This window comes from Streptomyces sp. NPDC002623 (assembly GCF_053592635.1).
The window spans coordinates 79991-102188 of record NZ_JBSFWB010000005.1; the positions used below are offsets into that span (position 1 = coordinate 79991).

Annotated in this window: 23 protein-coding genes; 10 read left to right on the plus strand and 13 right to left on the minus strand. The window is 72.6% G+C overall.

Features of this window, described 5'->3' with window-relative positions; all coding sequences use genetic code 11:
• Window positions 1-4: 4 nt before the first annotated feature.
• The 4 genes from ACWD4O_RS10855 to ACWD4O_RS10870 all read right to left on the minus strand — a co-directional run bounded on the left by ACWD4O_RS10855 (window position 5) and on the right by ACWD4O_RS10870 (window position 3615).
• Window positions 5-859, minus strand: coding sequence for a TatD family hydrolase (locus ACWD4O_RS10855; RefSeq protein ID WP_451279657.1), 855 nt, complete (start codon window positions 857-859; stop codon window positions 5-7).
• A complete protein-coding gene (locus ACWD4O_RS10860; protein ID WP_451279454.1) occupies window positions 859-1614 on the minus strand; it encodes an EboA domain-containing protein in 756 nt (251 codons plus the stop codon). Before ACWD4O_RS10860 ends, ACWD4O_RS10855 begins: the two co-directional genes overlap by 1 nt.
• 94 nt (window positions 1615-1708) lie before the next feature.
• Window positions 1709-2578, minus strand: a complete 870-nt coding sequence (locus ACWD4O_RS10865) for a sugar phosphate isomerase/epimerase family protein (protein WP_451279455.1) — start codon at window positions 2576-2578, stop codon at window positions 1709-1711.
• 137 nt (window positions 2579-2715) lie between these two features.
• A complete protein-coding gene (locus ACWD4O_RS10870) occupies window positions 2716-3615 on the minus strand; it encodes an SCO3242 family prenyltransferase (protein ID WP_451279456.1) in 900 nt (299 codons plus the stop codon).
• Window positions 3616-3794: 179 nt separating this feature from the next.
• Between ACWD4O_RS10870 and ACWD4O_RS10875 the strand changes: the two genes are divergently transcribed.
• Window positions 3795-5009, plus strand: a complete 1215-nt coding sequence (locus tag ACWD4O_RS10875) for an MFS transporter (RefSeq protein ID WP_451279457.1) — start codon at window positions 3795-3797, stop codon at window positions 5007-5009.
• A 49-nt stretch (window positions 5010-5058) separates the two neighbouring features.
• The gene (locus ACWD4O_RS10880; RefSeq protein ID WP_451279458.1) at window positions 5059-5802 is read left to right on the plus strand and encodes a maleylpyruvate isomerase family mycothiol-dependent enzyme; all 744 of its coding nucleotides are present in this window, start codon (window positions 5059-5061) and stop codon (window positions 5800-5802) included.
• A gap of 16 nt (window positions 5803-5818) precedes the next feature.
• Here the strand turns inward: ACWD4O_RS10880 and ACWD4O_RS10885 are convergent, their stop codons facing one another.
• Entirely contained in the window at window positions 5819-6229 is a 411-nt protein-coding gene (locus ACWD4O_RS10885) for a MarR family winged helix-turn-helix transcriptional regulator (protein ID WP_451279459.1), read from the minus strand.
• Window positions 6230-6316: 87 nt separating this feature from the next.
• Between ACWD4O_RS10885 and ACWD4O_RS10890 the strand changes: the two genes are divergently transcribed.
• Together ACWD4O_RS10890 and ACWD4O_RS10895 are read left to right on the plus strand one after the other, a co-directional pair.
• Window positions 6317-7819, plus strand: a complete 1503-nt coding sequence (locus tag ACWD4O_RS10890; protein WP_451279460.1) for an MFS transporter — start codon at window positions 6317-6319, stop codon at window positions 7817-7819.
• A gap of 73 nt (window positions 7820-7892) precedes the next feature.
• Window positions 7893-8204 carry a DUF6332 family protein gene (locus ACWD4O_RS10895; protein ID WP_451279461.1) on the plus strand — a complete coding sequence of 104 codons (312 nt, stop codon included), beginning with the start codon at window positions 7893-7895 and terminating at the stop codon, window positions 8202-8204.
• On the opposite strand, the gene ACWD4O_RS10900 is transcribed toward ACWD4O_RS10895, so the two are convergent.
• The 3 genes from ACWD4O_RS10900 to ACWD4O_RS10910 form a co-directional block, all read right to left on the minus strand.
• The gene (locus ACWD4O_RS10900) at window positions 8165-8830 is read right to left on the minus strand and encodes a response regulator (RefSeq protein ID WP_451279462.1); all 666 of its coding nucleotides are present in this window, start codon (window positions 8828-8830) and stop codon (window positions 8165-8167) included. The two genes, ACWD4O_RS10895 and ACWD4O_RS10900, sit on opposite strands and share 40 nt — an antisense overlap.
• Window positions 8827-10071 carry a sensor histidine kinase gene (locus ACWD4O_RS10905; RefSeq protein WP_451279463.1) on the minus strand — a complete coding sequence of 415 codons (1245 nt, stop codon included), beginning with the start codon at window positions 10069-10071 and terminating at the stop codon, window positions 8827-8829. The genes ACWD4O_RS10900 and ACWD4O_RS10905 overlap by 4 nt, the downstream gene beginning before the upstream one ends.
• A gap of 142 nt (window positions 10072-10213) precedes the next feature.
• A complete protein-coding gene (locus ACWD4O_RS10910) occupies window positions 10214-10918 on the minus strand; it encodes a TetR/AcrR family transcriptional regulator (protein ID WP_451279464.1) in 705 nt (234 codons plus the stop codon).
• A 157-nt stretch (window positions 10919-11075) separates the two neighbouring features.
• Here ACWD4O_RS10910 and ACWD4O_RS10915 point away from each other — a divergent pair, with 157 nt between their 5' ends.
• Complete coding sequence (locus tag ACWD4O_RS10915) at window positions 11076-11537, plus strand: nitroreductase family deazaflavin-dependent oxidoreductase (protein ID WP_450948998.1); 462 nt, start codon at window positions 11076-11078, stop codon at window positions 11535-11537.
• Between the two features lie 20 nt (window positions 11538-11557).
• Here the strand turns inward: ACWD4O_RS10915 and ACWD4O_RS10920 are convergent, their stop codons facing one another.
• The gene (locus ACWD4O_RS10920) at window positions 11558-12835 is read right to left on the minus strand and encodes a geranylgeranyl reductase family protein (RefSeq protein ID WP_451279465.1); all 1278 of its coding nucleotides are present in this window, start codon (window positions 12833-12835) and stop codon (window positions 11558-11560) included.
• A gap of 204 nt (window positions 12836-13039) precedes the next feature.
• Here ACWD4O_RS10920 and ACWD4O_RS10925 point away from each other — a divergent pair, with 204 nt between their 5' ends.
• A complete protein-coding gene (locus ACWD4O_RS10925) occupies window positions 13040-14395 on the plus strand; it encodes a M20/M25/M40 family metallo-hydrolase (protein ID WP_451279466.1) in 1356 nt (451 codons plus the stop codon).
• A gap of 225 nt (window positions 14396-14620) precedes the next feature.
• Here ACWD4O_RS10925 and ACWD4O_RS10930 read toward each other — a convergent pair whose 3' ends face one another.
• Complete coding sequence (locus ACWD4O_RS10930; RefSeq protein ID WP_451279467.1) at window positions 14621-15664, minus strand: NUDIX hydrolase; 1044 nt, start codon at window positions 15662-15664, stop codon at window positions 14621-14623.
• Between the two features lie 141 nt (window positions 15665-15805).
• Window positions 15806-16000: a hypothetical protein gene (locus tag ACWD4O_RS10935; RefSeq protein ID WP_451279468.1), complete on the minus strand. Its 195-nt coding sequence runs from the start codon at window positions 15998-16000 to the stop codon at window positions 15806-15808.
• Window positions 16001-16192: 192 nt separating this feature from the next.
• Between ACWD4O_RS10935 and ACWD4O_RS10940 the strand changes: the two genes are divergently transcribed.
• A complete protein-coding gene (locus ACWD4O_RS10940) occupies window positions 16193-17140 on the plus strand; it encodes an ADP-ribosylglycohydrolase family protein (RefSeq protein ID WP_451279469.1) in 948 nt (315 codons plus the stop codon).
• 103 nt (window positions 17141-17243) lie between these two features.
• Here ACWD4O_RS10940 and ACWD4O_RS10945 read toward each other — a convergent pair whose 3' ends face one another.
• On the minus strand, window positions 17244-18221 hold the full coding sequence (locus ACWD4O_RS10945; protein ID WP_451279470.1) for an ROK family protein: 978 nt from the start codon (window positions 18219-18221) through the stop codon (window positions 17244-17246).
• A gap of 235 nt (window positions 18222-18456) precedes the next feature.
• Here ACWD4O_RS10945 and ACWD4O_RS10950 point away from each other — a divergent pair, with 235 nt between their 5' ends.
• The 3 genes from ACWD4O_RS10950 (at window position 18457) to ACWD4O_RS10960 (ending at window position 20771) form a co-directional block, all read left to right on the plus strand.
• The gene (locus ACWD4O_RS10950) at window positions 18457-19494 is read left to right on the plus strand and encodes a LacI family DNA-binding transcriptional regulator (protein WP_451279471.1); all 1038 of its coding nucleotides are present in this window, start codon (window positions 18457-18459) and stop codon (window positions 19492-19494) included.
• Window positions 19495-19501: 7 nt separating this feature from the next.
• Window positions 19502-20239, plus strand: a complete 738-nt coding sequence (locus ACWD4O_RS10955; protein ID WP_451279472.1) for a hypothetical protein — start codon at window positions 19502-19504, stop codon at window positions 20237-20239.
• Window positions 20240-20381: 142 nt separating this feature from the next.
• Window positions 20382-20771 carry a VOC family protein gene (locus tag ACWD4O_RS10960; RefSeq protein ID WP_451279473.1) on the plus strand — a complete coding sequence of 130 codons (390 nt, stop codon included), beginning with the start codon at window positions 20382-20384 and terminating at the stop codon, window positions 20769-20771.
• 55 nt (window positions 20772-20826) lie between these two features.
• Here the strand turns inward: ACWD4O_RS10960 and ACWD4O_RS10965 are convergent, their stop codons facing one another.
• Window positions 20827-22131 carry a DUF6986 family protein gene (locus ACWD4O_RS10965; RefSeq protein ID WP_451279474.1) on the minus strand — a complete coding sequence of 435 codons (1305 nt, stop codon included), beginning with the start codon at window positions 22129-22131 and terminating at the stop codon, window positions 20827-20829.
• Between the last annotated feature and the right edge of the window lie 67 nt (window positions 22132-22198).

Here is a 22198-nt window from a genome sequence, read left to right on the forward strand (position 1 = left end):
GGGCTCACTCTCCGCCGCGTTTGATGGAGTTCCCCTCGAACAGGCCCGTGTCGTCGGGCTTGACCTCCTCGAGATCGAGTCGGCCGCTCTGGCCGTAGAAGGCCACGGGGTTGCGCCACATGACCTCATCGACGGTGTCGTCGTCGAAGTCGGCGGCGAGCATCGCGTCGGCGGTCTTCCGGGTCTTGAGCGGGTCGCTGCGCCCCCAGTCGGCGGCGGAGTTGACGAGCATCCGCCCGGTCCCGTGCTCCTGGAGGATGCGCACCATGCGGTCCTCGCTCATCTTGGTGTCGGGGTAGATCGAGAAGCCCGTCCAGCAGCCGCTGTCGGCGACCATGGCCACGGTGAGTTCGTTGAGGTGGTCGACGAGGACGCGCTCGGGCGGGATGCCGGACTCGCGGACCACATCGAGGGTGCGTCGGGTGCCGACGGCCTTGTCGCGGTGCGGGGTGTGGACGAGGACCGGCAGGTCGTGCTCGACGGCGAGTTCGAGCTGCCGGGCCAGCGCCTCGTCCTCCTCGGGGGTCATGGAGTCATAGCCGATCTCACCTACCGCCACCACCCTGTCCTTGGCCAGATAGCGCGGCAGGACGTCCAACACCCCTGTGCAGCGGGGGTCGTTGGCCTCCTTGGGGTTGAGGGCGACGGTGCAGCGGTGCTGTATGCCGAACTGCGCGGCGCGGAACGGCTCCCAGCCGAGCAGCGCGTCGAAGTAGTCGGTGAAGCTGTCCACCGAGGTGCGTGGCTGGCCGAGCCAGAACGAGGGCTCCACGACCGCCCGTACGCCGGCCGCGTACATGGCCTCGTAGTCGTCCGTGGTGCGGGAGGTCATGTGGATGTGGGGGTCGAAGATACGCATCATGCGGCTCCTGCGGGCGCGGCAGCGGTGGCTGTGGCAGTGGCGGTGGCGGCGTAGGCGGTGAGGGCGCGGACGGCGGCGGCGCGGCGGTCGGCGACGGGTGAGTGGGCTTCCGCGGGCAGCCCGGCCGCCTCCAGCGTGCCGGGGTGGGCGCGCAGGATCGGCCAGACGTCGAGGGGGACGTCCCGCCCGGCGGCGACCCGTTCATGGGCGAAGTCGGCGAGCATCCGGGCGAGTTCGCGGTCCGCCCGTTCCGTGAGACCCGCGACCCGGTCGAGGGGGATGTCGCAGAAGACGCACTTCAGCACGGCGTGCCGATAGCCGTCCTGGTCAAGGTGGCGTGCGGCGTACGGGCCGAGGGCAGCCTCGATCAGGTCCGTGTCGTTGCCGCGGAGCGCCTCGCGGACGAGGGGCAGGCCTCGGTCGGCGAACGAGGCGTCCGCCTCCGCCAGGAGGGGCAGCGCCCGCAGCACCGCGCGTTGCTCGGCGGCGTCCCCGTACCGGTGGAGAGCGGCGATCTCCTCGGCGAGCGGCGCTCCGCGCAGGGGCAGGGTGGCGAGCAGCCTGGCGCGGGCGGCGTCGGCCACCGTCCAGGCATCGACGAGCGGTCCGCGTCCGCAGCGTCTGCCGACGGCCGGGAAGACGCTGCGCAGCGCGGCCGGGTCCCGGCCGACGCGGGTGACGGCCTCGGTCAGCCAGCGTTGCGCGTCGGCGGTGAGCTGTCGGTCGAGGGCTCCGGCGATGTGTGGATCCACCGCGCATACCTCCTGTTCGGCTGCGCGTACGACAACAGCCGTACGGGGGTGGGGGGGGTGGTGGTGCTGGACGCAGCGACGGATCACCGCTGCGTCAGAACGGCTCGGCCGCCTTGAGGAACTCCAGGGAACGGCGGGCGACTTCGGGGGCGTCCAGGGCCGCGCCCTGGATCTCCACCGAGACCGGCCCTCGGTAGCCGGAAGCCTTGAGGGCGGCCAGGACGGGCGGGAAGTCGATCTCGCCCGTGCCGAGTTCGAGGTGCTGGTGCACGCCTCGCCGCATGTCCTCGATCTGCACGTTCACCAGGTGCGGGGCCGCCAGTGCGACGCAGTCGAGCAGCGGGAGGTCGTCGACGCAGTGGGCGTGGCCGATGTCGAGCGTGACGCCGAACCCTTCGGGGTCGCCGAGCCGTCCGCGCAGTTCCAGGACGCGTTCCACGGTGTCGACGAACATGTACGGCTCGGGCTCGAAGCCGAGGGCCACGCCGTGTGCGCGGGCGATGTCCAGGACCTCTTCGCAGCCCGCGGTGAGCCGTTTCCAGGCCTCGTCCGCCGAGACGCCCTCCGGGGCCGGGCCGCTGCACAGGTGGACGGCCGGGGAGCCCAGGTCGGCCGCGATGCGCACGGCGAGGGCCAGCAGGTCGACGCGCCGATCGGCTCCGGGGGCCGACATCAGCGTGGGGAGGTGCTTGTGCCACGGGTCCAGCAGGTAGGGCGCACCGGTCTCGATCACGACTGCCAGCCCCAGTTGCTCCAACCTCTTCGCGAGAGCGGTGACTCGGCGCGGCAGGTCCGGGGCGAAGGGGTCGAGGTGACCGTGGTCGAGGGTGAGCCCGACCGAGTCGTACCCGAGGTCGGCGAGCACGGTCAGCACATCGTCGAGCCGGTGGTTGGTGAACCCGTTGGTCCCGAACCCGAACCGAAGCCCACCGGCGGGACCGGGGCCCACCTCACCCGGACCCACCCCAACGAGACTCGCCCCACCGGGACCCACGCCGACAAGGCCCACCTCACCGGGACCCACCCCAACGAGGCTCGCCTCACCGGGACTTACCTCACCGGGGCTCACCTCACCGGCGTTCGCACCGCCCGAGCCCGTGCTCATGTGGGCGACACCTTCCGGGCGAGGCGGCGTGCCAGTGGGTGGGCCACGGCCAGGATTCCGGCCAGGGCCGCGCCCCCGCCGCCGGCGGTGAGCGACGCCTGAAGGGGCATCAGCGACAGGATCCCGGTGCCGACGGCCCCGCGGACGTTCTCCGCGGAGGGCTCTCGCGCCGCCCGCGCCTGCGCCGTCCCGTAGGTGGCGAGGTAGCCGAGCGCACCGGCGGCGGCCCCGATCCGTGCGGCCGGATCGCGCCGTCTCCAGGTGGGAAGTGCCGCGGCGGCCAAGGCCGTTGCGGCACTGCCGGCCAGCGTGGCGACGGGCACGGCGCGCGGTGCTCCCGACACCTCGTGACGGCTCAGCGCCGTGACGGTGTAGGTGTGCGCGCCGACCAGCAGCGCCGCCGGCAGCGCGGCGGCCCGACGGCCCGGGTCCGCTCCGGCCAGCACGTTCAGCGCCCGCGCTCCCGCCATGGCGGCGGGCCCGGCCGAAGTGGACTTCAGACGCAGGTCGTACGCCCAGACCAGCCCGGTCAGCGGAAGCGCCACGCCGAGCGCGCGCCGCCCTCCGCCCAGAGCGGCGAGGCCGAGGCCCGCCGCGGTGAGCCCGCACGCGGTGGCGAGCGCGGTGCGGCGGGCAACTCGCCCGGAGGGTATGGGTCGTTGGGGACGCTCCACCGCGTCGACGGTGGCGTCCGCATAGTCGTTGAGCGCCATTCCGGCCCAGTAGAGGGCGACGGAGGAAGCCATCGTGGCGACGATGCGGGGCCGGGGCGTCCCGGCGCTCGCGACGGCGCCGGCGAGGACGTCACCGGGCACGCTCAGGGCTGCGGGCATGCGGATCAGCTGCGCCAGATCGGCAAGGCGTGGGGGAGAACGGAAGTCGTTCGAGCCATGCATGATCAGACCCTACTTCTAACATTTTAACTCTCATATACCTCCCCCCGATCATTTCTGTGAAGAAACCGTGCGTGCGTCATATCGAACATCCACACACCTCAGGCCCCCTTGTTCAGCCGACGCCGGCCGCCTAGCCTGACTTTGTGCCGCAAATAAACAAAACCCGAACGCACAACGCCGTGCCGGGCGACGGCAAGGACCTGACCCGCCTACGTATCGCTCTGACCACGTTCTTCGCCCTCGACGGCTTCATCTTCGCCGGATGGGTCGTGCGCATCCCGGCCATCAAGCAGCAGACCGGCGCCTCCCCCAGCACACTCGGACTCGCACTCCTCGGCGTCTCCGCGGGCGCGGTGATCACGATGATGTTCACGGGACGCCTCTGCCGCCGCTACGGCAGCCATCCGGTCACCGTGGTCTGCGCGGTCCTGCTCTCCCTCACGGTCACCCTCCCCCCGCTCACCCACTCCGTCGCCGCGCTCGGGGCCGTCCTCCTGCTGTTCGGGGCGGCCTACGGCTCCATCAACGTGGCGTTCAACAGCGCCGCCGTCGATCTGGTCGCGGCGCTGCGCAGGCCGATCATGCCCACCTTCCACGCGGCCTTCAGCCTGGGCGGCATGGTCGGCGCCGGTCTGGGCGGGCTGGTCGCGGGTTCCCTGTCCCCGACCCGGCATCTGCTGGGCCTCGGGATCATCGGCCTGCTGGTCACCGCGCTCACGGGACCCACGCTGCTCCGGCACGAGCCGGCCCGGCCGCCCGAACGCGGCGTCGGCACCCGGCCCGAGGACGAGGATCCGTCGCCCGCGAAGGGGGACCCGCACCGCCCGACCAGGCGTGCCCCCACCACCCGCACCCGCCGGCTCGTCGTCGTCTTCGGTCTCATCGCCCTGTGCACCGCCTACGGCGAGGGAGCCCTCGCCGACTGGGGCGCCCTGCATCTTGAGCAGGACCTGGGCGCCTCCGCCGGGATCGCCGCGGCCGGGTACTCCTGCTTCGCCCTCGCCATGACGGTCGGCCGGCTCACCGGCACCACTCTCCTCGAACGGCTCGGCCGCACCCGCACGGTGGTGGCCGGCGGCGCGGTCGCCGCGGCCGGGATGCTGCTCGGCTCCCTCGCCCCCACCCTCTGGGCAGCGCTGGTCGGCTACTCCGTCGCCGGACTGGGCCTGGCCAACCTCTTCCCGGTCGCCGTCGAACGCGCCGGGGCGCTGGCCGGCCCGAGCGGAGTCGCCATCGCCTCGACGCTCGGCTACGGGGGCATGCTCCTGGGCCCGCCCGCCATCGGCTTCATGGCCGACTGGCTCTCCCTGCCCGCCGCCCTCACCAGCGTGGCGGTCCTGGCCGCGGCCGCCGCGCTGATCGGCCTCACGACGCGTCGGGCGACGGCCGACTGAGTCGCCTCACCGCTCCCCTCGACCGCACTCCATCCGGCAGACTCCCCCTATGGAGACTGCCGAGTTCATCAGCGTCCTGGACCGGGAAGGCCGCGCACTGGCCGCCGCAGCGGCGGTGGCGGGCCCCGACGCGAAGGTGCCGACCTGCCCGGGCTGGCAGGTCGGAGACCTGCTGCGGCACACGGGCGCGGTGCACCGCTGGGCGACGTCGTTCGTGGCCGAGGGAGACCTTTCGTTCCACCCCCCGGCCGAGCCGCCGGACCTTGACGGCGATCCGCTCCTCGACTGGTTCCGCGAGGGACACGGCCGGCTCGTCGACACCCTGTCCGCCGCCTCGGCCGACCTACGGTGCTGGCATTTCCTGCCCGCGCCGTCGCCGCTCGCGTTCTGGGCCAGGCGACAGGCGCACGAGACGGCCGTGCACCGTGTGGACGCCGAGTCGGCCCGTGGCCGAGGGCCCCAGGAGATCGCCCGGGACCTCTCCGTCGACTTCGCGGCGGACGGCGTCGACGAGCTGCTGCGCGGCTTCCACGCGCGCGACAGGAGCAGGGTGCGCACCGAGGAGCACCGGGTCCTGAGGGTACGGGCGACGGACACCGCCGACGCCGTCTGGACCGTACGTCTGTCGCCGGAACCGCCCGTGACGGAGCGGACCGGCGAAGGGGACGCCGACTGTGAGGTGTCCGGACCGGCGGCGCAGCTCTACCTCTCGTTGTGGAACCGGCTGCCGCTTCCCACCGTGACCGGGGACGCCTCGCTGGCGACGCTGTGGCGGGAGACGTCCTCCGTCTGACCGACCGCCCCCGGGGTCAGTCCGTCAGCATCCGGGTCAACACCGCGCGCTGCACCGGCCGTACGTCGCCGTGCAGCGCGCGCCCTTTCCGCGTCAGCGCCACCCGCACGCCCCGGCGGTCCTCCGTGCAGAGGCCGCGCTCGACGAGACCGTCCTTCTCCAGACGGGCGATGAGCCGGGACAGCGCGCTCTGGCTGAGGTGGACGCGCTCGGCGATCTCCTGGACGCGGTAACTGCACGAGCCGTTCGGCGCACCCGATTCGGCGAGGACGTCGAGCACCTCGAAGTCACTGCCGCACAAGCCGTGTTGATGCAGTGCGCGGTCGAGTTCGCACTGGGTGCGCGCGTGCAGCGCCAGCATGTCCCGCCACTGCTCGACGAGCGCCTGCTCGCCCTCGGCCTCTGTCCCGCCCGTCTTCGCCGCCATGGGGCGCACCGTAGCAGAGCAGGGAAATTGTTGCATCAGAATTAAATGCACTTGCATTCGATGCGCGTGCATGTACTGTTCTGCGACATGACCTCTCCGCTCCCCTCCCCCGCGTCCCCTCCCACGGAGGGCCGCTGGACGTCCCGGCTGTGGGGCACCCTGCTGGTGCTGTGCGCCGCGATGTTCCTGGACGCACTGGACGTGTCCATGGTCGGCGTCGCCCTGCCGTCCATAGGCTCCGACCTCGGCCTTTCCACCTCGACCCTGCAATGGGTGGTCAGCGGCTACATCCTGGGCTACGGCGGCCTGCTCCTCCTGGGCGGTCGTGCGGCCGACCTGCTGGGCCGCCGCCAGGTCTTCCTGATCGCCCTCGGCGTCTTCGCCCTCGCGTCCCTGCTCGGCGGTCTCGTCGACTCGGGTCCGCTGCTGATCGCGAGCCGGTTCATCAAGGGCCTCAGCGCGGCCTTCACGGCCCCGGCCGGCCTGTCCATCATCACGACGACGTTCCCGGAGGGCCCGCTGCGCAACCGCGCGCTGGCCATCTACACCACCTGCGCCGCGACCGGCTTCTCGATGGGCCTGGTCCTCTCCGGCCTGCTCACGGAGGCCAGTTGGCGTCTCACCATGCTGCTGCCCGCGCCGATCGCCCTGATCGCACTGGCAGCGGGCCTGAAGCTGCTGCCGCGCAGCGAACGGGAGAAGGACCACAACGGCTACGACGTCCCCGGCGCCGTCCTCGGCACCGCGTCGATGCTGCTGCTGGTCTTCACGGTGGTGGAGGCCCCGGAGGCGGGCTGGACCTCCGCCCGCACCCTGCTCTCCTTCCTGGCGGTCGTCGTCCTGCTCACCGTCTTCGTCCTCGTCGAGCGCCGCTCCGCGGGCCCGCTGATCCGGCTCGGCGTGCTGCGCTCCGGCAGCCAGATCCGCGCCCAGCTCGGCGCCATGGCCTTCTTCGGCTCGTACGTCGGCTTCCAGTTCCTGGCCACCCTGTACATGCAGACGCTGCTCGGCTGGTCGGCGCTGCACACCGCACTCGCCTTCCTCCCGGCCGGCGCGCTGGTGGCGGTGTCCTCGACCAAGGTGGGCTCGATCGTGGACCGGTTCGGCACCCCGCGCCTGATCGCGGCGGGCTTCGCGTTCATGGTCGCCGGATACGCGCTGTTCCTGCGCGTCGACCTCGACCCGGTCTACGCCGCCGTCATCCTGCCGTCGATGCTGCTGATCGGCGCGGCCTGCGCGCTGGTCTTCCCCTCGCTCAACATCCAGGCCACCAACGGCGTGGCGGACCACGAGCAGGGCATGGTCTCGGGCCTGCTCAACACCTCGGTGCAGGTGGGCGGCGCGATCTTCCTGGCCGTGGTCACCGCGGTGGTGACCGCGGGCGCCCCCGCCGACCCCACCCCGCAGGCCGTCCTCGACAGCTACCGCCCCGGGCTGACGGTGGTGACGTTCATCGCCGCCGCGGGCCTGCTCATCACCCTCCCCGGCCTGCGCACCCGACGCGCCCAGGGCTCGGTCCTCGTCGCCAAGTCCCCCGCGGCGCAGGAGAACACGGAGGCGCACGTGGAGCCTGTCGGGGTCCGCGACTAGGCAGTGTCCGCGGGAAGTGTGCGTCCGGCGGGGGCGATTGCCCCGCCGGGCGCACGCCTGTGAGACTTGCCGTATGAGCAGCCACAACGGTTACGGGGGACGGCGCACACAGGCCGACCGGGACGCGATCACCGTCGAGATCGGATACGCGTTGTTCAGCGCGGTGTTCGCGGCGGCGGTGCTGTTCGGGGCGCTCGCCGGACCGGCGCTGCTGTTCGAACTGCCGGACACGGCCGAGAAGTTGTCGCTGCGCTCGGGGCTCGCGCTCGCTCCGGTGGTGTTCCTGGCCCGGGTGGTCTCCGTACTGCTCCGCTTCCGTGCCGACACCCGCCTCCGTTCGGAGGCTCAGCCCAGCCAGCCCGGCCGGACCAGCCCCGACTCATAGGCCAGCACGACCAGTTGGGCCCGGTCCCGCACGCCCAGCTTGACCATCGTGCGGCTGACGTGGGTCTTGGCGGTGAGCGGGCTGACCACCAGTCGGCGGGCGATCTCCTGGTTGGACAGGCCGATCCCGACCAGCGCCATCACCTCCCGCTCCCGCTCCGTGAGCCGACCCAACGCGTCGTCCGTCGCGGGCTGCTTGGAGCGGGCCGCGAACTCGGCGATGAGCCGACGCGTCACTCCCGGCGAGAGGAGCGCGTCACCGGCGACCACCGCCCGTACGGCGCGCAGGAGTTCGTCCGGCTCGGTGTCCTTGACCAGAAAGCCGGAAGCACCCGAGCGGATCGCCTCGAAGACGTACTCGTCGAGTTCGAAGGTGGTGAGCATGACCACCCTGACCTGCGAGAGCGCCTCGTCCTCGGTGATCCGGCGGGTGGCGGCGAGGCCGTCGAGGAGGGGCATCCGGATGTCCATCAGGACGACGTCCGGCCGCAGTTCACGCACCGCGAGCACTGCTTCCTGCCCGTCGGCGGCCTCCCCGGCCACCTCGATGTCCGGCTGCGCGTCGAGCAGCGCCCTGAACCCCGCGCGGACCAACGACTGGTCGTCGGCGAGCAGTACACGGATCACCGGTCGTCCTCCTTGGCCCTGTCCTTCACCGGGAGTACGGCGAGCACCCGGAAGCCGCCTTCGGGCCGCGGTCCCGCCTCGATCGTGCCACCCAGGGCCGCGGCCCGCTCCCGCATTCCGGCGAGACCGTTGCCGCTGCCGCCCGCTTCGGCGCCGGTCGCCGGTCCGTCGTCGTCGATACGCAGCCGTAGCGCCGCGCCGCGCCCTTCGAGCCGCACGCGCGCGTGGCGCGAGCCCGAGTGGCGTACGACGTTGGTGAGGGCCTCCTGGACGATGCGGAAGGCGGCGAGGTCCGTGTGGGGCGCCAACCCGGGCGGCGAGCCGGTCACCTCTACCGTGAGACCCGCGCGCGCCGCCTGCTCCACCAGCTCGGGCAGCCGGTCCAGGCCGGGCGCCGGAGCGCGCGGCACGTCACCCGGCGTGCGCAGGGTGTCGAGCACCTGGCGCACCTCGCCGAGCGCTTCCTTGCTGGCGGACTTGATGGTGGTGAGCGCGGTGCGCGCCTGCTCCGGGTCGGCGTCGAGCAGCGCCAGGCCGACGCCCGCCTGCACATTGATGACCGAGAGGCTGTGGGCGAGGACGTCGTGCAGTTCGCGGGCGATGCGCAGCCGCTCCTCGTCGGCCCGCCGCCGGGCGGCCTGGGCGCGTTCGGCCCGCTCACGGGCCCACTGCTCGTGCCGGCTCCGGGCCAGCTCCGCGATCGCCACGATCGCCAGGACCCATCCGGCGACGACGATCTCCTGCCCGAACGGCGCGGGGTCGTCCCCCGCGGGCGGCAGCCACCGGTACAGCCAGTGCGCGACCAGCAGATGCACGGCCCACAGCATCCCCAGGGCCGTCCAGGCGGCCCGGCGGTGCCCGGCGACGACGGCGGCGAAGCAGGCGACCGCCACGGTCAGGAAGACCGGCCCGTAGGCGTAGCCGGCTCCGAGGTAGATCGCGGCGGCGGCCGCGGTGCCGAACACCACGGCCACCGGTTGCCGTCGCCGCCAGAGCAGCAGACCGGAGGCGACGACCAGCAGCACGCGCGCGAAGGCGTCGAGCGAGGCCCGCTCGCCCTCCTGCGCGTGGGTCGCGAGGGTCGAGCCGACGAGCACGAACACGGTGATCAGCACGGTGGAAGCCCAGGGCCACCGCGCCGTGTCCGGCTCCGCCCGCTCCCAGCGGCGCAGCCGCGGCGGCGGCCCGTGCCGCCACCACTGCCCCGGGCCACCGCGCCCGCGCACCTGCTCTTCGTCCATGTCCGCCACGCTAGACGCCACCGCCCACGCCGGACGTCCGCCGGACGAGGTGCTCGGCGGTACTCCCCCGGAAGTACGCGCCGCACTCGCGCGCGTCCATCGCCTCCACCACCGCGCGGCGGCCCCCGACCAGGGGGTCTCCCTAGTCGGGCGGGCTCTGGCGCAGACCCACCCCGTGGGCGAGCCGAGTGACCGCGTACCGGAAGAACGGCTCGCGGTCCTCCACGACCCGGTGGAACTGTCCGAACACCTCGAACCCGACCAGTCCGTACAGCTGGGCCCAGGCAGCGATGAGCGGGGCGACCGCACCCGGTGGGAGGTCGGGCGCGAGATCCGCCGCCATCCGCACCGCTTCGGGGACCAGTTCGTCCGTCAGGAGCGGCACTTCCAGCGCGTGCGCCCGGTGTGCGTCGCGCACGATGCCGATGAGCAGGAGGCCGACACGGGCGGCGGCCGGAACGGTCGTCGCGGGGGCGCTGTAACCGGGCACCGGCGAGCCGTAGATCAGCGCGTACTCGTGCGGATGCGCCAGTGCCCAGCCGCGCACCGCCTCGCCGACCGCGACCCAGCGGTCGACGGGAGCGGCACCGGCGGCGGCCGTGTGCGCGGCCTCCGCGCTCTCGCCGAGCGAGTCGTAGGCGTCGATGATGAGTGCGGTGAGCAGGTCGTCACGGCTCGGGAAGTACCGGTACAGCGCGGAGGAGACCATGCCGAGCTCACGGGCCACGGCCCGCAGCGAGAGTTTGGCGGCGCCCTCGGAGGCGAGCTGTCTGCGGGCCTCCTCCTTGATGGCGGTGGTGACTTCGATCCTGGCTCGGGCGCGTGCCCCACGAACAGTGCTGCTCATGGGGTCAGTGTCCCACGGAACGGGAGCAGTGCACACAATCGAGAGCGTCGAACTAAATAGAGAGCACCGCTCTTGCTTTCGAATACCCCCTCGGGCACACTCGACTCGAGCGAGAGCAGTGCTCACACTTTCGTCCAGGAAGCAGGAGGCAGTACCCATGTCCACCCACGCCCACGTACAGAAGCCCGGCTGGTTCACCGTCAACGTCTTCAACCGTGCCGTGGCCTGGCTGACCCGACGCGGGCTCAGCGTGTGGGGGTCCCGGGTCCTGGCGGTGCGTGGCCGCAAGAGCGGCGAGTGGCGCACCACCCCCGTGAACCTGCTGACCGTGGACGGGCAGCAGTACCTGATCGCGCCGCGCGGTCACGTCCAGTGGACGCACAACATGCGCGCGGCGGGCGGCGGCGAACTCCACCTCGGCAAGCATGTGGAGGAGTTCACGGCGACCGAGGTCGCGGACGACGACAAGACGCCGTTGCTGCGCGCCTACCTCAAGCGCTGGAAGGCCGAAGTCGGCGTCTTCTTCAACGGGGTCGGCCCCGACTCCCCCGACGCCGAGATGCGCCGTATCGCCCCTGACCACCCGGTGTTCCGGATCACCGTCACCGACCGACGGTGATCACGGGCACGCCCCTTCGGTCAGGAGCCGCTCTCCTCGGCCTCCGCCGCAGCTGCCGGCGCGGGCGCCTGCGCCGGCTCTTGGGCGGCCTGCCGTCGGTCCATCGCGGTGAGCGCCCGCTGGGCCATCGGATGGGTGCGCACGAGCTCGCCCAGGGTCGTCCGGCCGCGCGTGATGTCGGTGAAGGCCCGCCAGGCCGGGCGGAAACCGGTGAGGGCCGCGTGGAAGAGCCCGGGCCGGCGCTCGAAGACGGCGAGCAGCCGCTTGCCGACGCTCATCTCCACCCCGAGGCCCGCCTTGATCGCGAAGGCGTAGTTCAGCGCCTGGCGGCGGGTGTCCACCGCGTCGTGCGCCTCGGCGATCCGGACCGCCCATTCACCCGCGAGCCGGCCCGAGCGCAGCGCGAAGGAGATGCCCTCGCGGGTCCACGGCTCCAGCAGGCCCGCCGCGTCCCCGCAGACCAGGACCCGTCCGCGCGAGAGCGGTGAGTCGTCGGCGCGGCAGCGGGTCAGATGGCCGGAGGAGATGCTCGGTTCGAACCCGGCGAGGCCGAGCCGCCCGATGAAGTCCTCCAGGTACCGCTTGGTGGCCGCGCCTTCGCCGCGCGCGGAGATCACGCCGACGGTCAGCGTGTCTCCCTTGGGGAAGACCCAGCCGTAACTGCCGGGCATCGGTCCCCAGTCGATGAGGACGCGCCCCTTCCAGTCCTCGGCGACCGTCTCCGGCACCGGGATCTCCGCCTCCAGGCCGAGATCCACCTGGTCGAGCTTCACCCCGACATGCGCCCCTATCCGGCTCGCACTGCCGTCGGAGCCGACCACCGCCCGCGCGAGCACCGTCTCGCCGCCCTGGAGGACGACCGCGACCGTGCGCCGGTCCGGCACCGCCGAGCCGTGCTGCTCGACCCGCTGCACGGTGACGCCCGTGCGCAGCTCGGCGCCCGCCTTCTGGGCGTGCTCGACGAGCTGCTGGTCGAACTCGGGCCGGTTGATCAGCCCGAACAGCATCTGTCGGGACCGGCGGGTGCGGGTGAAGCGTCCGTTGTTGGAGAACGTTATGGCGTGCACCCGGTCGCGGAACGGCAGTTCGAAGCCGGGCGGCAGCGCGTCGCGCGAGGGTCCGATGATGCCGCCGCCGCACGTCTTGTAGCGGGGCAGCTCCGCCTTCTCGAGCAGCAGCACGCGCCGCCCTGTGACCGCTGCCGCGTAGGCGGCCGAGGCCCCCGCGGGTCCCGCGCCCACCACGACGACATCCCACACCTGCTGCACGTCGTCCGCCGAAGAGTTCTCGCTGCTCACGATGGTCTACTGCTCCCGATCAAGCCGCTTGCCGCACCTGTCCCCCGCATCCTACGGCGGAGATCGTCACGGTCCGATGACAGTCCGCTGTGGGAGGATCGGCGGCGTGCGCGCGACCCCATCCCGGCAGCGCGTACGCTCGCACGGTCCCCCGAACGGACCAGTTCCACCCCGTACAACGTCGCACCCACAAGGAGCGTGCCCATGTCGTCGAATCCGGTCGCCGAGACCGTCGCCTCCCTGATGCCCAGGGCCCGGGCGGAACTCGCCGAGCTGGTGGCGTTCAAGTCGGTGGCGGACTTCGACCAGTTCCCCAGGAGCGAGAGCGAGGCGGCCGCGAACTGGGTCGCCGACGCGCTGCGCGCCGAGGGCTTCGAGGACGTGGCCCTGCTCGACACGCCCGACGGCACCCAGTCGGTGTACGGCTATCTGCCCGGCCCGGCCGGCGCGAGGACGGTCCTGCTGTACGCCCACTACGACGTGCAGCCGCCGCTGGACGAGGCCTCCTGGACCACCCCGCCCTTCGAGCTGACCGAGCGCGACGGCCGCTGGTACGGCCGCGGGAGCGCCGACTGCAAGGGCGGCGTCATCATGCACCTGCTCGCGCTGCGCGCCCTGAAGGCGAACGGCGGCGTCCCGGTCAACGTCAAGGTGATCGCCGAGGGCTCCGAGGAGCAGGGCACGGGCGGTCTGGAGCGGTACGCGGAGGAACACCCCGAGCTGCTCACGGCCGACACGATCGTCATCGGCGACGCGGGCAACTTCCGGGTCGGGCTGCCGACGGTCACCTCCACCCTGCGTGGCATGACCATGCTGCGGGTGCAGATCGACACCCTCGAGGGCAATCTGCACTCCGGCCAGTTCGGCGGGGCCGCGCCCGACGCGCTGGGCGCGCTGATCCGGGTCCTGGACTCGCTGCGCGCCAAGGACGGCTCCACGACCGTCGACGGCCTCACCGACGACTCCCGCTGGGAGGGTCTGACGTACGACGAGGCGCAGTTCCGCCAGGACGCGAAGGTGCTGGACGGCGTCGGCCTGATCGGCTCGGGCACGGTCGCCGACCGCATCTGGGCGCGCCCGGCCGTGACCGTCCTCGGTATCGACTGCCCGCCGGTCGTCGGCGCCACGCCGTCGGTGCAGGCGAGCGCCCGCGCGCTGATCAGCCTCCGGGTGCCGCCGGGCGTGGACGCGGCCGAGGCCACGAAGCTGCTCCAGGCCCACCTGGAGGCGCACACGCCGTGGGGCGCGCGCGTGCGGACCGAACAGATCGGCCAGGGCCAGCCGTTCAGCGCCGACACCACCAGCCCGGCGTACGCGGCGATGGCCGAGGCGATGGCGGTCGCCTACCCCGGCCAGGAGATGCAGTACGCGGGCCAGGGCGGCTCCATCCCGCTGTGCAACACGCTGGCCGCGCTCTATCCGCGCGCGGAGATCCTCCTCATCGGTCTGAGCGAGCCGGAGGCGCAGATCCACGCGGTCGACGAGAGCGTGTCCCCGCAGGAGCTGGAGCGGCTGTCGGTGGCGGAGGCGCTGTTCCTGCGCAACTACGCGGCGAACTGACCCACGCCGCCCGCCTCGGACGGTGACCGTGACCGAGCGCCGCACCGCCTGCGTCCCGAGGGCGTCCCGGACGGAGTCGCCGCGTTCGTCGGCCGTCATGCCCCGGTCGGCGTCGTGATGGAGGAGTTCGAGCGACGGTTCCGGGAGGAGAGCCGGTCGACGCCCTTCCCGGCGGAGACAGTGCGCCGCCTCCTCCCTTCGTAGCCGCGGCGCTCATGGCGGCGCTCACCCGCGCGGGATGCCCGCTTCCAGGTAGAGCGCGGCCCCGCGCTCGCGGGCCCGCAGCGCCCGGCGCAGTCGCTCGTAGCGGACCGGCGGCAGCAGATCGGCCGCCTCCTCCTCCGTGACGAAGCGCCAGGCGCGCAGTTCGGGTCCGGGCAGCAGCAGTCCCGCCACGGCCGCGGAGTCGAGCCGGCCGCCGTCGAAGAGCAGCCGCAGTCCGCCGTAGGCGGGAGGCACCGGGCGCTCCCAGTCCACGACCAGGAGCCGGGGCACGTCCGCGAGCCGGATGCCGGTCTCCTCCTCCACCTCGCGCATCCCCGCGCGCGCGGGCGCCTCGCCGGGCTCCACCACGCCGCCCGGGAACTCCCAGCCGGGCTTGTACGTCGGGTCGACGAGCAGCACCCGGTCCTGCTCGTCGAAGAGCAGCACCCCGGCGGCGACCGTCTCCGCGGTGGGTTCGGGGGTCTGCACGATGTCGCATGCGGCGACGGCCCCGCTGCCGACGGCCGCGGCGATCCGGGCGGCCGTCTCCTGCGGGGTGAGGAACCCGTTGTCGACGGGGTGGGCGTCGGCGGTGAGCCAGGAGGCGAGGGCTGCGTGGTACGGCTCGATGTGGTCGTACGACCACTGGCGGATCCGTATCTCGCCGTCGGGGAGGTCCGGGGGGATCTCCCGGTTGGCTATTCGCTCGCGCAGGATCGTTTCCGCCGGAGCCAGGAGGACATGCCGGACGGCGATCCGGCGGGCGGCGAGACCGCCGAAGATCTCGTCGCGGTACTCCTGGCGCAGCAGGGTCATGGGGACGACGAGGGTGCCGCCCAGCTCGGCGAGGAGCGCGGCCGCCGTGTCGATCACGAGCCGGCGCCAGATCGGCAGATCCTGGAAGTCGCCGACCTCGGCCAGGCGCTTGGCCGGCAGCAGGTACGGGAGCGCTCCGCCGATGACCTCGGGGTCGAAGAGCGTGCTGTTCGGGATCAGGTCGATCAATTCCCGTGCGGTGGTGGTCTTCCCCGCACCGAACGCGCCGTTGATCCAGACGACGGTCACAGTTCCCCCTCTTCTGTTGGCCCCCTGAGGCTTGCCCGCTCCACCCTGCCACGGAAACCAGTTCCCGTTGAGGGCGCAGAGACGCCGTGGCACCGGCACCCCTCGGCGGGGTGCCGGCGCCACGGCCTCGGGCCCGGTACGTCAGCCGTTCTGCCCCAGGGCGTCGTCCTCGACGGCAAGGCTGTCGCTGGCGATGGTGTGGTCGAGGGTGCTGAGGGTGTCGCCCACGTTCAGTCCGCCGAGGTCGTCACCGCCCAGGCCGTGCGAGGGGGTGATCGCCGCGACGACGAAACCGGTGGCCAGGGAGGCGATGGCGAGCATGCTGCGCTTCTTCATGCGTGGATCAACGGCACGAACGGGCCCCGGGTCACGCGTCGGCCGTCAATCCGCTCGCACGATCGACCCGTTCGCGGCGAGAATGCCGTGGTCACCGATGGTTTCAAGATTCCGGGGCGCCAGGTTTCCGAGGTCCCGGGTTTCCGAGGTCCCCGGTTTCGGAGGTCCCCGGTTTCGGAGGGAGAGTTCGCCATGAGCGGTCCGCAGCAGGCCCACGCCAGTCTGGACGGGCTCGTGACGGGCGACGCGTTCGGCGACAGCTGGTTCCTGCGCTCCGACGAGCCCGCCGAGGAGCTTCTGGCGGCGCGGGAACCGCGTCCCGCGCCATGGCCGTGGACGGACGATTCGGCGATGGCGTTCGTGCTGTTCGCCCATCTGGGGGCGCACGGGGAGGTCCGTCCCGGCGACCTCGCCCGGGAGTTCGCCGCCGAGTACCGCCGCGACCCGGCCCGCAAGTACGGCCCCTCCATGCACGGCGTGCTGCGGCGTGTCGCCGAGGGCGAGGACTGGCGGGCGGTGACGACGGGACAGTTCGGCGGACAGGGCTCCTACGGCAACGGCGCGGCGATGCGGGTCGCTCCGCTGGGGGCCTGGTTCCACCGCGACCTGGTCGCGGCCCGCGAGCAGGCCCGGCTGTCCGCGCTCGCCACGCACGCCCATCCGGAGGCGGTCGCGGGCGCGGTGGCCGTGGCGGTCGCCGCCGCGCTGGCAGCCGCCGGCGAGGGTCGGGACGTCCCGCCGCGTGCCGCGTTCCTGCGGGAGGTGGCGGGTCATCTGGCGGACGGCGACGTCCGCTCCGGGCTGCTGGTGGCGGCGAGTCTCCCGGAGCGCGCCTCGGTGCGCCACGCGGCGTCCGTGCTGGGCTCGGGGACGCTGATCTCCGCTGCCGACACGGTGCCGTTCGCCCTCTGGTCCGCCGCGGGGCGCCTGGACGACCTGCCGGGGGCGCTGTGGCAGACCGTGGGCGGGTGGGGCGACCGCGACACGACCTGCGCCATCGTGGGAGGCGTCGTCGCGGCCCGCACCGGCACGGCCGGCCTCCCGGCCGTCTGGCTCCAGGCCCGCGAGGACATCCCCGCCGGAAGCGGCTGGGACGCCCTCGCGGCGGCCGCCGGGACCCGTCCCCTCGATCCTCGGTAGCCCTGCGGCGGAACGTTCCCTCAGGAACCTCAGGAACCTGAGGAACCGCCAGAACCGCCAGAACCTCCGGAACCTCACGAACTCAGGAACCCGTGGCGGGCCCTCAGACCCCCGCGGCGGCGGCTCCCGCCTCCGTCCGCCCGGTGCGCCCGCCGCCTGCCGTCAGGGCCGCTGCGGCCGCCCCCACCAGCCCCGCGTCCGTGCCCATCTGGGCGGGCGTCACCGTCAGGCGCCGGACGAAGGAGAGGGTCGCGTAGTCGAGGAGGGCCCGGCGCAGGGGGGCGAAGAGGACCTCGCCCGCCTTGCCCACGCCCCCGCCGATCACCGCGATGTCGATCTCGACGAGGGTCGCGGTGGCCGCGATGCCGGCCGCCAGAGCCTGGGCGGCCCGTTCGAAGGAGGCCACGGCGACCGGGTCGCCCGCGCGGGCGGCGGCGGCGACCGCGGCCGCGGAGACGTCGCCGTCGGGGCCGGGCCGCCAGCCGTTCTCCAGGGCCCGGCGGGCGATGTTGGGACCGCTGGCGATGCGTTCCACGCAGCCGCGCCCGCCGCACGGGCACGGATCGCCGTCGAGTTCGACGCTGATGTGGCCGATGTGGCCCGCGTTGCCGGTGGGACCGGGGTGCAGTCGGCCGCCGAGGACCAGGCCGCCGCCGACGCCGGTGGAGACCACCATGCACAGCGCGTTGTCGTGGCCGCGGGCGGCGCCCTGCCAGTGTTCGGCCGCCGTGATCGCCACGCCGTCGCCGATCAGCTCGACCGGGAGGTTCCCGGTCACCGCCCGGACCCGGTCGACCAGCGGAAAGTCCCGCCAGCCGGGCACGTTCACCGGGCTGACCGTGCCCGTGGAGGCGTCCACGGGGCCGGCGCTGCCGATGCCGACGGCGTGCACGCGCTCCCACAGCGGTGACCCGGTCAGCTCCCCCGACACCTCCTCGACGGCCCGCATCACGGTGTCGCCGTTCTCCTGTGCGGGCGTGGGGCGCTGCGCGCGGGCCAGGATCGTGCCGTCGCCGTCCACCAGCGCTCCGGCGATCTTGGTGCCGCCGATGTCCAGCGCGGCCACGAGGTCGGTGTGCATCAGTCTGGGTACTCCCGGTCCACCATGAAGAAAGGGCTGGCCGGTCCAGCGGTTGGGGGACGCGGGCCGGAGATTGCGGTGGACAGTGTCTCCCGCATCTGACAACGTTGTCCAGGCTCTATGCTCGACGCCACATCCTCATACAAACCCTGGGGCCCACACACCCCCGTGCGCAACATTTTGTGGACGGCGCGCCTGACGGCGTCCCGGGGACGACAGGACAGGACACCGCATCGTGCCCGAGACGCAGCGCCGACCCGAGAGCCGTTACGGCAACCGTCCCACCATGAAGGACGTCGCCGCTCGGGCCGGAGTCGGCCTCAAGACGGTGTCGCGGGTGGTGAACGGCGAGCCGGGGGTGACGCCCGAGACGGAACGCCGGGTCCAGGAGGCCATCGACGCGCTGGGCTTTCGCCGCAACGACAGCGCCCGGGTGCTGCGCAAGGGCCGCACGGCCAGCATCGGCCTGGTCCTGGAGGACCTCGCCGACCCGTTCTACGGTCCTCTCAGCCGCGCGGTGGAGGAGGTCGCCCGCGCCCACGGCGCGCTGCTCATCAACGGCTCCAGCGCCGAGGACCCGGACCGTGAGCAGGAACTGGCGCTGGCGCTGTGCGCGCGGCGGGTGGACGGTCTCGTGGTGATCCCGGCCGGCGACGACCACCGCTACCTGGAGCCCGAGATCAAGGCGGGCGTCGCCACGGTCTTCGTGGACCGCCCGGCCGGTCGGATCGAAGCCGACTGCGTCGTCTCGGACAACTTCGGCGGCGCCCGCGAGGGCGTGGCCCATCTCGTCGCGCACGGGCACCGCCGGATCGGCTTCATCGGCGACATGCCGCGCATCCACACCGCCGCGGAGCGGCTGCGCGGCTACCGCGCGGCGATGGAGGACGCCGGCATACCCGTGGAGGACGCCTGGATGTCCCTGGGTGCCACCGATCCCCTGCGGGTGCGCCGGGCCGCCGAGGAGATGCTGTCGGGGCCCGATCCGGTCACGGCGATCTTCTCCGGCAACAACCGGGTGACGGTCACCGTGATCCGGGTGCTCGCCGAGCGGACCCGCCGGGTCGCCCTGGTGGCCTTCGACGACCTGGAGCTCGCCGATCTGCTCCAGCCGGCGGTCACCGTGGTCGCCCAGGACGCCGCCGCCCTCGGCCGTACGGCCGCCGAGCGGCTGTTCCGGCAGCTGGACGGCTCGTTGATCGTTCCCGAGCACATCGAACTGCCGACCCGGCTCGTCACCCGCGGCTCGGGCGAGCTGCCGCCGGCGGACTGAGGCGCCCATGGACGCCCGCGACGAGCACCGCACGCTGGAGGCGCTGGGCCTGGCCGACGCGCCGCGCGACCGTCCGCTGAGCTATCCCGGCGCCTGGCCGGCCGGCTCCGGGCTGCTCGACGGGGACGAACTGCTGCCGCTGGACCGGCTGACGCACCCCGGCCGGACCCCGGTGGTGGCCGTCGGCTCCAACGCCAGCCCCGCCCAACTGCGGCACAAGATGGCCGAGTCCGGGATCAGCTCACCCGTCCCGATGGTGAGGGTCCGCGTGACGGGCGTCGATGTGGGCGTGTCGGCGCACATCAGCCGGCTCGGCTATGTGTCCGCTTCCCCGGTCTGCTCGCCCGGTGTCACCACGGAGTTGTTCGTCGTCTGGCTGGACGCGGAGCAGCTCGCCGTGGTGGATGCGACCGAGCCGAACTACGACCGGGTGCTGCTGCCGGCGCCGGCTTTCCGGGTCGAGCTGGAGAACGGCGAGGCACTCCTCGACGCGTTCGCGTACGTGAATCATCACGGTGTGCTGCACAACGGCTCCGGCGCCCCGCGCAGCCATCCCGGCCAGCGCGCCCTGATCACCGAACTCCTCGCCGTATCACCGGCGTTGAGGCGGCTGTTCGGGGCGACCCCGGAGGAGTTCTGCGCCCGGGCCCGGGCCGACGCACGGCTGTGCGAGCGAGGCACTCGACTGTTCGCGGAGGAGAAGCGGGTGACCGCGTCCGGCCTGGAGCATCTGCGCGTCGGCTAGTTTGCTCCGACGCCTTCGTCCGTTGCCGTCCGTTGCCGTCCATTGCCGTCCGTTAGGGTGTTCGAACGGCATCGCGTGTCGGTCACCGACCGGGTGAGGCATGGAGGTGCCCGTGAGTTTGCCTTACGGAGGCATTCCACACATGTCAGTCGAGCTCAATCACATGATCGTCCACTCCCGTGACAACCGGGAGTCCGCCGAGTTCCTCGCCCACATCCTGGGACTCGAAGTCGGGGCCGAATGGGGCCCGTTCGTTCCGGTCGACACCAGCAACAAGGTCACCCTGGACTTCGCCACCATCCCGGCGGAGTCCATCGTCGTCCAGCACTACGCGTTCCTCGTCTCCGACGAGGAGTTCGACGCCGCCTTCGAGCGGATCAGGCGGGCGGGGATCACGTACTTCGCGGATCCGCACGGCAGGCAGCCGGGTGAGATCAACCGTCACCACGGCGGCCGGGGCCTGTACTTCATGGATCCGGCCGGGCACGGGATGGAGATCATCACGCGCCCGTACGAGTTCCCCGAGCAGTAGCCGGTCGTCGGCGGCCGCCGACCGTAGCCAGTGGCCGGTAGCCAGTGGTCGGTAGTCAGTGGCCTGAAGCCGTCAGATCGCCTCGTCGAGGTGCCGCGAAGCCCTCCAGGGCCGTCCGGGAGAGTCCGGTCGCGTCGGTCACCTCGGCGAGGTCGAGGGCGCCGCAGTCCAGGCCGCGCAGCAGGTAGCCGCTGAGGGCCTTGGCGGTGGCGGGCTCGTCCATCACGTCGCCGCCGGCCCGGTTGGCATACCGGGAGAGGCGTTCGGCGGCCTGGGCAAAGCCCTCACGGTAGAAGGCGAAGACGGCGGCGTAGCGGGTGGGGATGTGGCCCGGGTGCATGTCCCAGCCCTGGTAGTAGGCGCGTGCGAGGGCGCGGCGGGTGAGGCCGTAGTGCAGTCGCCAGGCGTCGTGGACCTGCTCGGTCGGGCCGACCGGCAGGACGTTCGTGGAGCCGTCCGAGACGCGGACGCCGGTGCCGGCCGCCGCGACCTGCATGACCGCCTTGGCGTGGTCGGCGGCGGGGTGGTCGCTGGCCTGGTGGGCGGCGGACACGCCGAGGCAGGCGCTGTAGTCGAAGGTGCCGTAGTGCAGCCCGGTGGCCCGGCCCTGGGCCGCCTGGATCATGCGGGCGACGGTCGCGGTGCCGTCGGTGGCGAGGATGGCCTGGCTGGTCTCGATCTGGATCTCGAAGCCGAGCCGCCCGGCGTCCAGTCCGCGTGCTTTCTCGAAGGCCTCCAGGAGCGCGACCATGGCCGTGACCTGCTCCGGGTACGTCACCTTCGGGAGGGTGAGGACCAGGCCGTCGGGCAGGCCGCCGTTCTCCATCAGGCCGCTGAGGAAGATGTCGAGGGTGCGGATGCCCCGGTCGCGCACCGCGGCCTCCATGCACTTCATGCGGATGCCCATGTAGGGGGCCGCGGTGCCCTTGGCGTACGCCTCGGCGATCAGCCGGGCCGCCCGGGCGGCCGTCTCGTCCTCCTCCGCGTCCGGGCGGGGGCCGTAGCCGTCCTCGAAGTCGACGCGCAGGTCTTCGATGGGCTCGCGCTCCAGTTTGGCCCGTACGCGCGCGTACACGGGCTCGGCGAGTTCGTCGGCCAGGCCGAGGCAGGCGGCGAAGGAGGCCGCGTCGGGGGCGTGCTCGTCGAGGGCGGCGAGGGCCTTGTCGCCCCAGGAGCGGACGGTGTCGGCGGCGAAGGCGTCACCGGGGACGTAGACGGTGTGGACGGGCTGGCGGGTGCCGGGGTCTCCGGGGTAGCGGCGGTCGAGTTCGGCGTCGACGGGGGCGAGGGAGGCGCTGATCTCCTCGCTGACGGCGCCCGCGAGGCTCGTCGTGACCGTCTCCTGCTGGCCCTGGCCCATTCCACACCCTCCAGTTTTCCGCTGCACGGAATCAATAATCCGTAGAGTGAAGTTATCCATGCCTCTT

Coding starts and splice junctions, on each gene's coding strand:
- ACWD4O_RS10855 (WP_451279657.1), bottom strand. CDS start 859: ATGCGTATCTTCGACCCCCACATCCACATGACCTCCCGCACCACGGAC.
- ACWD4O_RS10870 (WP_451279456.1), bottom strand. CDS start 3,615: ATGCATGGCTCGAACGACTTCCGTTCTCCCCCACGCCTTGCCGATCTG.
- ACWD4O_RS10880 (WP_451279458.1), top strand. CDS start 5,059: ATGGAGACTGCCGAGTTCATCAGCGTCCTGGACCGGGAAGGCCGCGCA.
- ACWD4O_RS10885 (WP_451279459.1), bottom strand. CDS start 6,229: ATGGCGGCGAAGACGGGCGGGACAGAGGCCGAGGGCGAGCAGGCGCTC.
- ACWD4O_RS10890 (WP_451279460.1), top strand. CDS start 6,317: ATGACCTCTCCGCTCCCCTCCCCCGCGTCCCCTCCCACGGAGGGCCGC.
- ACWD4O_RS10895 (WP_451279461.1), top strand. CDS start 7,893: ATGAGCAGCCACAACGGTTACGGGGGACGGCGCACACAGGCCGACCGG.
- ACWD4O_RS10905 (WP_451279463.1), bottom strand. CDS start 10,071: ATGGACGAAGAGCAGGTGCGCGGGCGCGGTGGCCCGGGGCAGTGGTGG.
- ACWD4O_RS10910 (WP_451279464.1), bottom strand. CDS start 10,918: ATGAGCAGCACTGTTCGTGGGGCACGCGCCCGAGCCAGGATCGAAGTC.
- ACWD4O_RS10915 (WP_450948998.1), top strand. CDS start 11,076: ATGTCCACCCACGCCCACGTACAGAAGCCCGGCTGGTTCACCGTCAAC.
- ACWD4O_RS10925 (WP_451279466.1), top strand. CDS start 13,040: ATGTCGTCGAATCCGGTCGCCGAGACCGTCGCCTCCCTGATGCCCAGG.
- ACWD4O_RS10935 (WP_451279468.1), bottom strand. CDS start 16,000: ATGAAGAAGCGCAGCATGCTCGCCATCGCCTCCCTGGCCACCGGTTTC.
- ACWD4O_RS10940 (WP_451279469.1), top strand. CDS start 16,193: ATGAGCGGTCCGCAGCAGGCCCACGCCAGTCTGGACGGGCTCGTGACG.
- ACWD4O_RS10945 (WP_451279470.1), bottom strand. CDS start 18,221: ATGCACACCGACCTCGTGGCCGCGCTGGACATCGGCGGCACCAAGATC.
- ACWD4O_RS10955 (WP_451279472.1), top strand. CDS start 19,502: ATGGACGCCCGCGACGAGCACCGCACGCTGGAGGCGCTGGGCCTGGCC.
- ACWD4O_RS10960 (WP_451279473.1), top strand. CDS start 20,382: ATGTCAGTCGAGCTCAATCACATGATCGTCCACTCCCGTGACAACCGG.
- ACWD4O_RS10965 (WP_451279474.1), bottom strand. CDS start 22,131: ATGGGCCAGGGCCAGCAGGAGACGGTCACGACGAGCCTCGCGGGCGCC.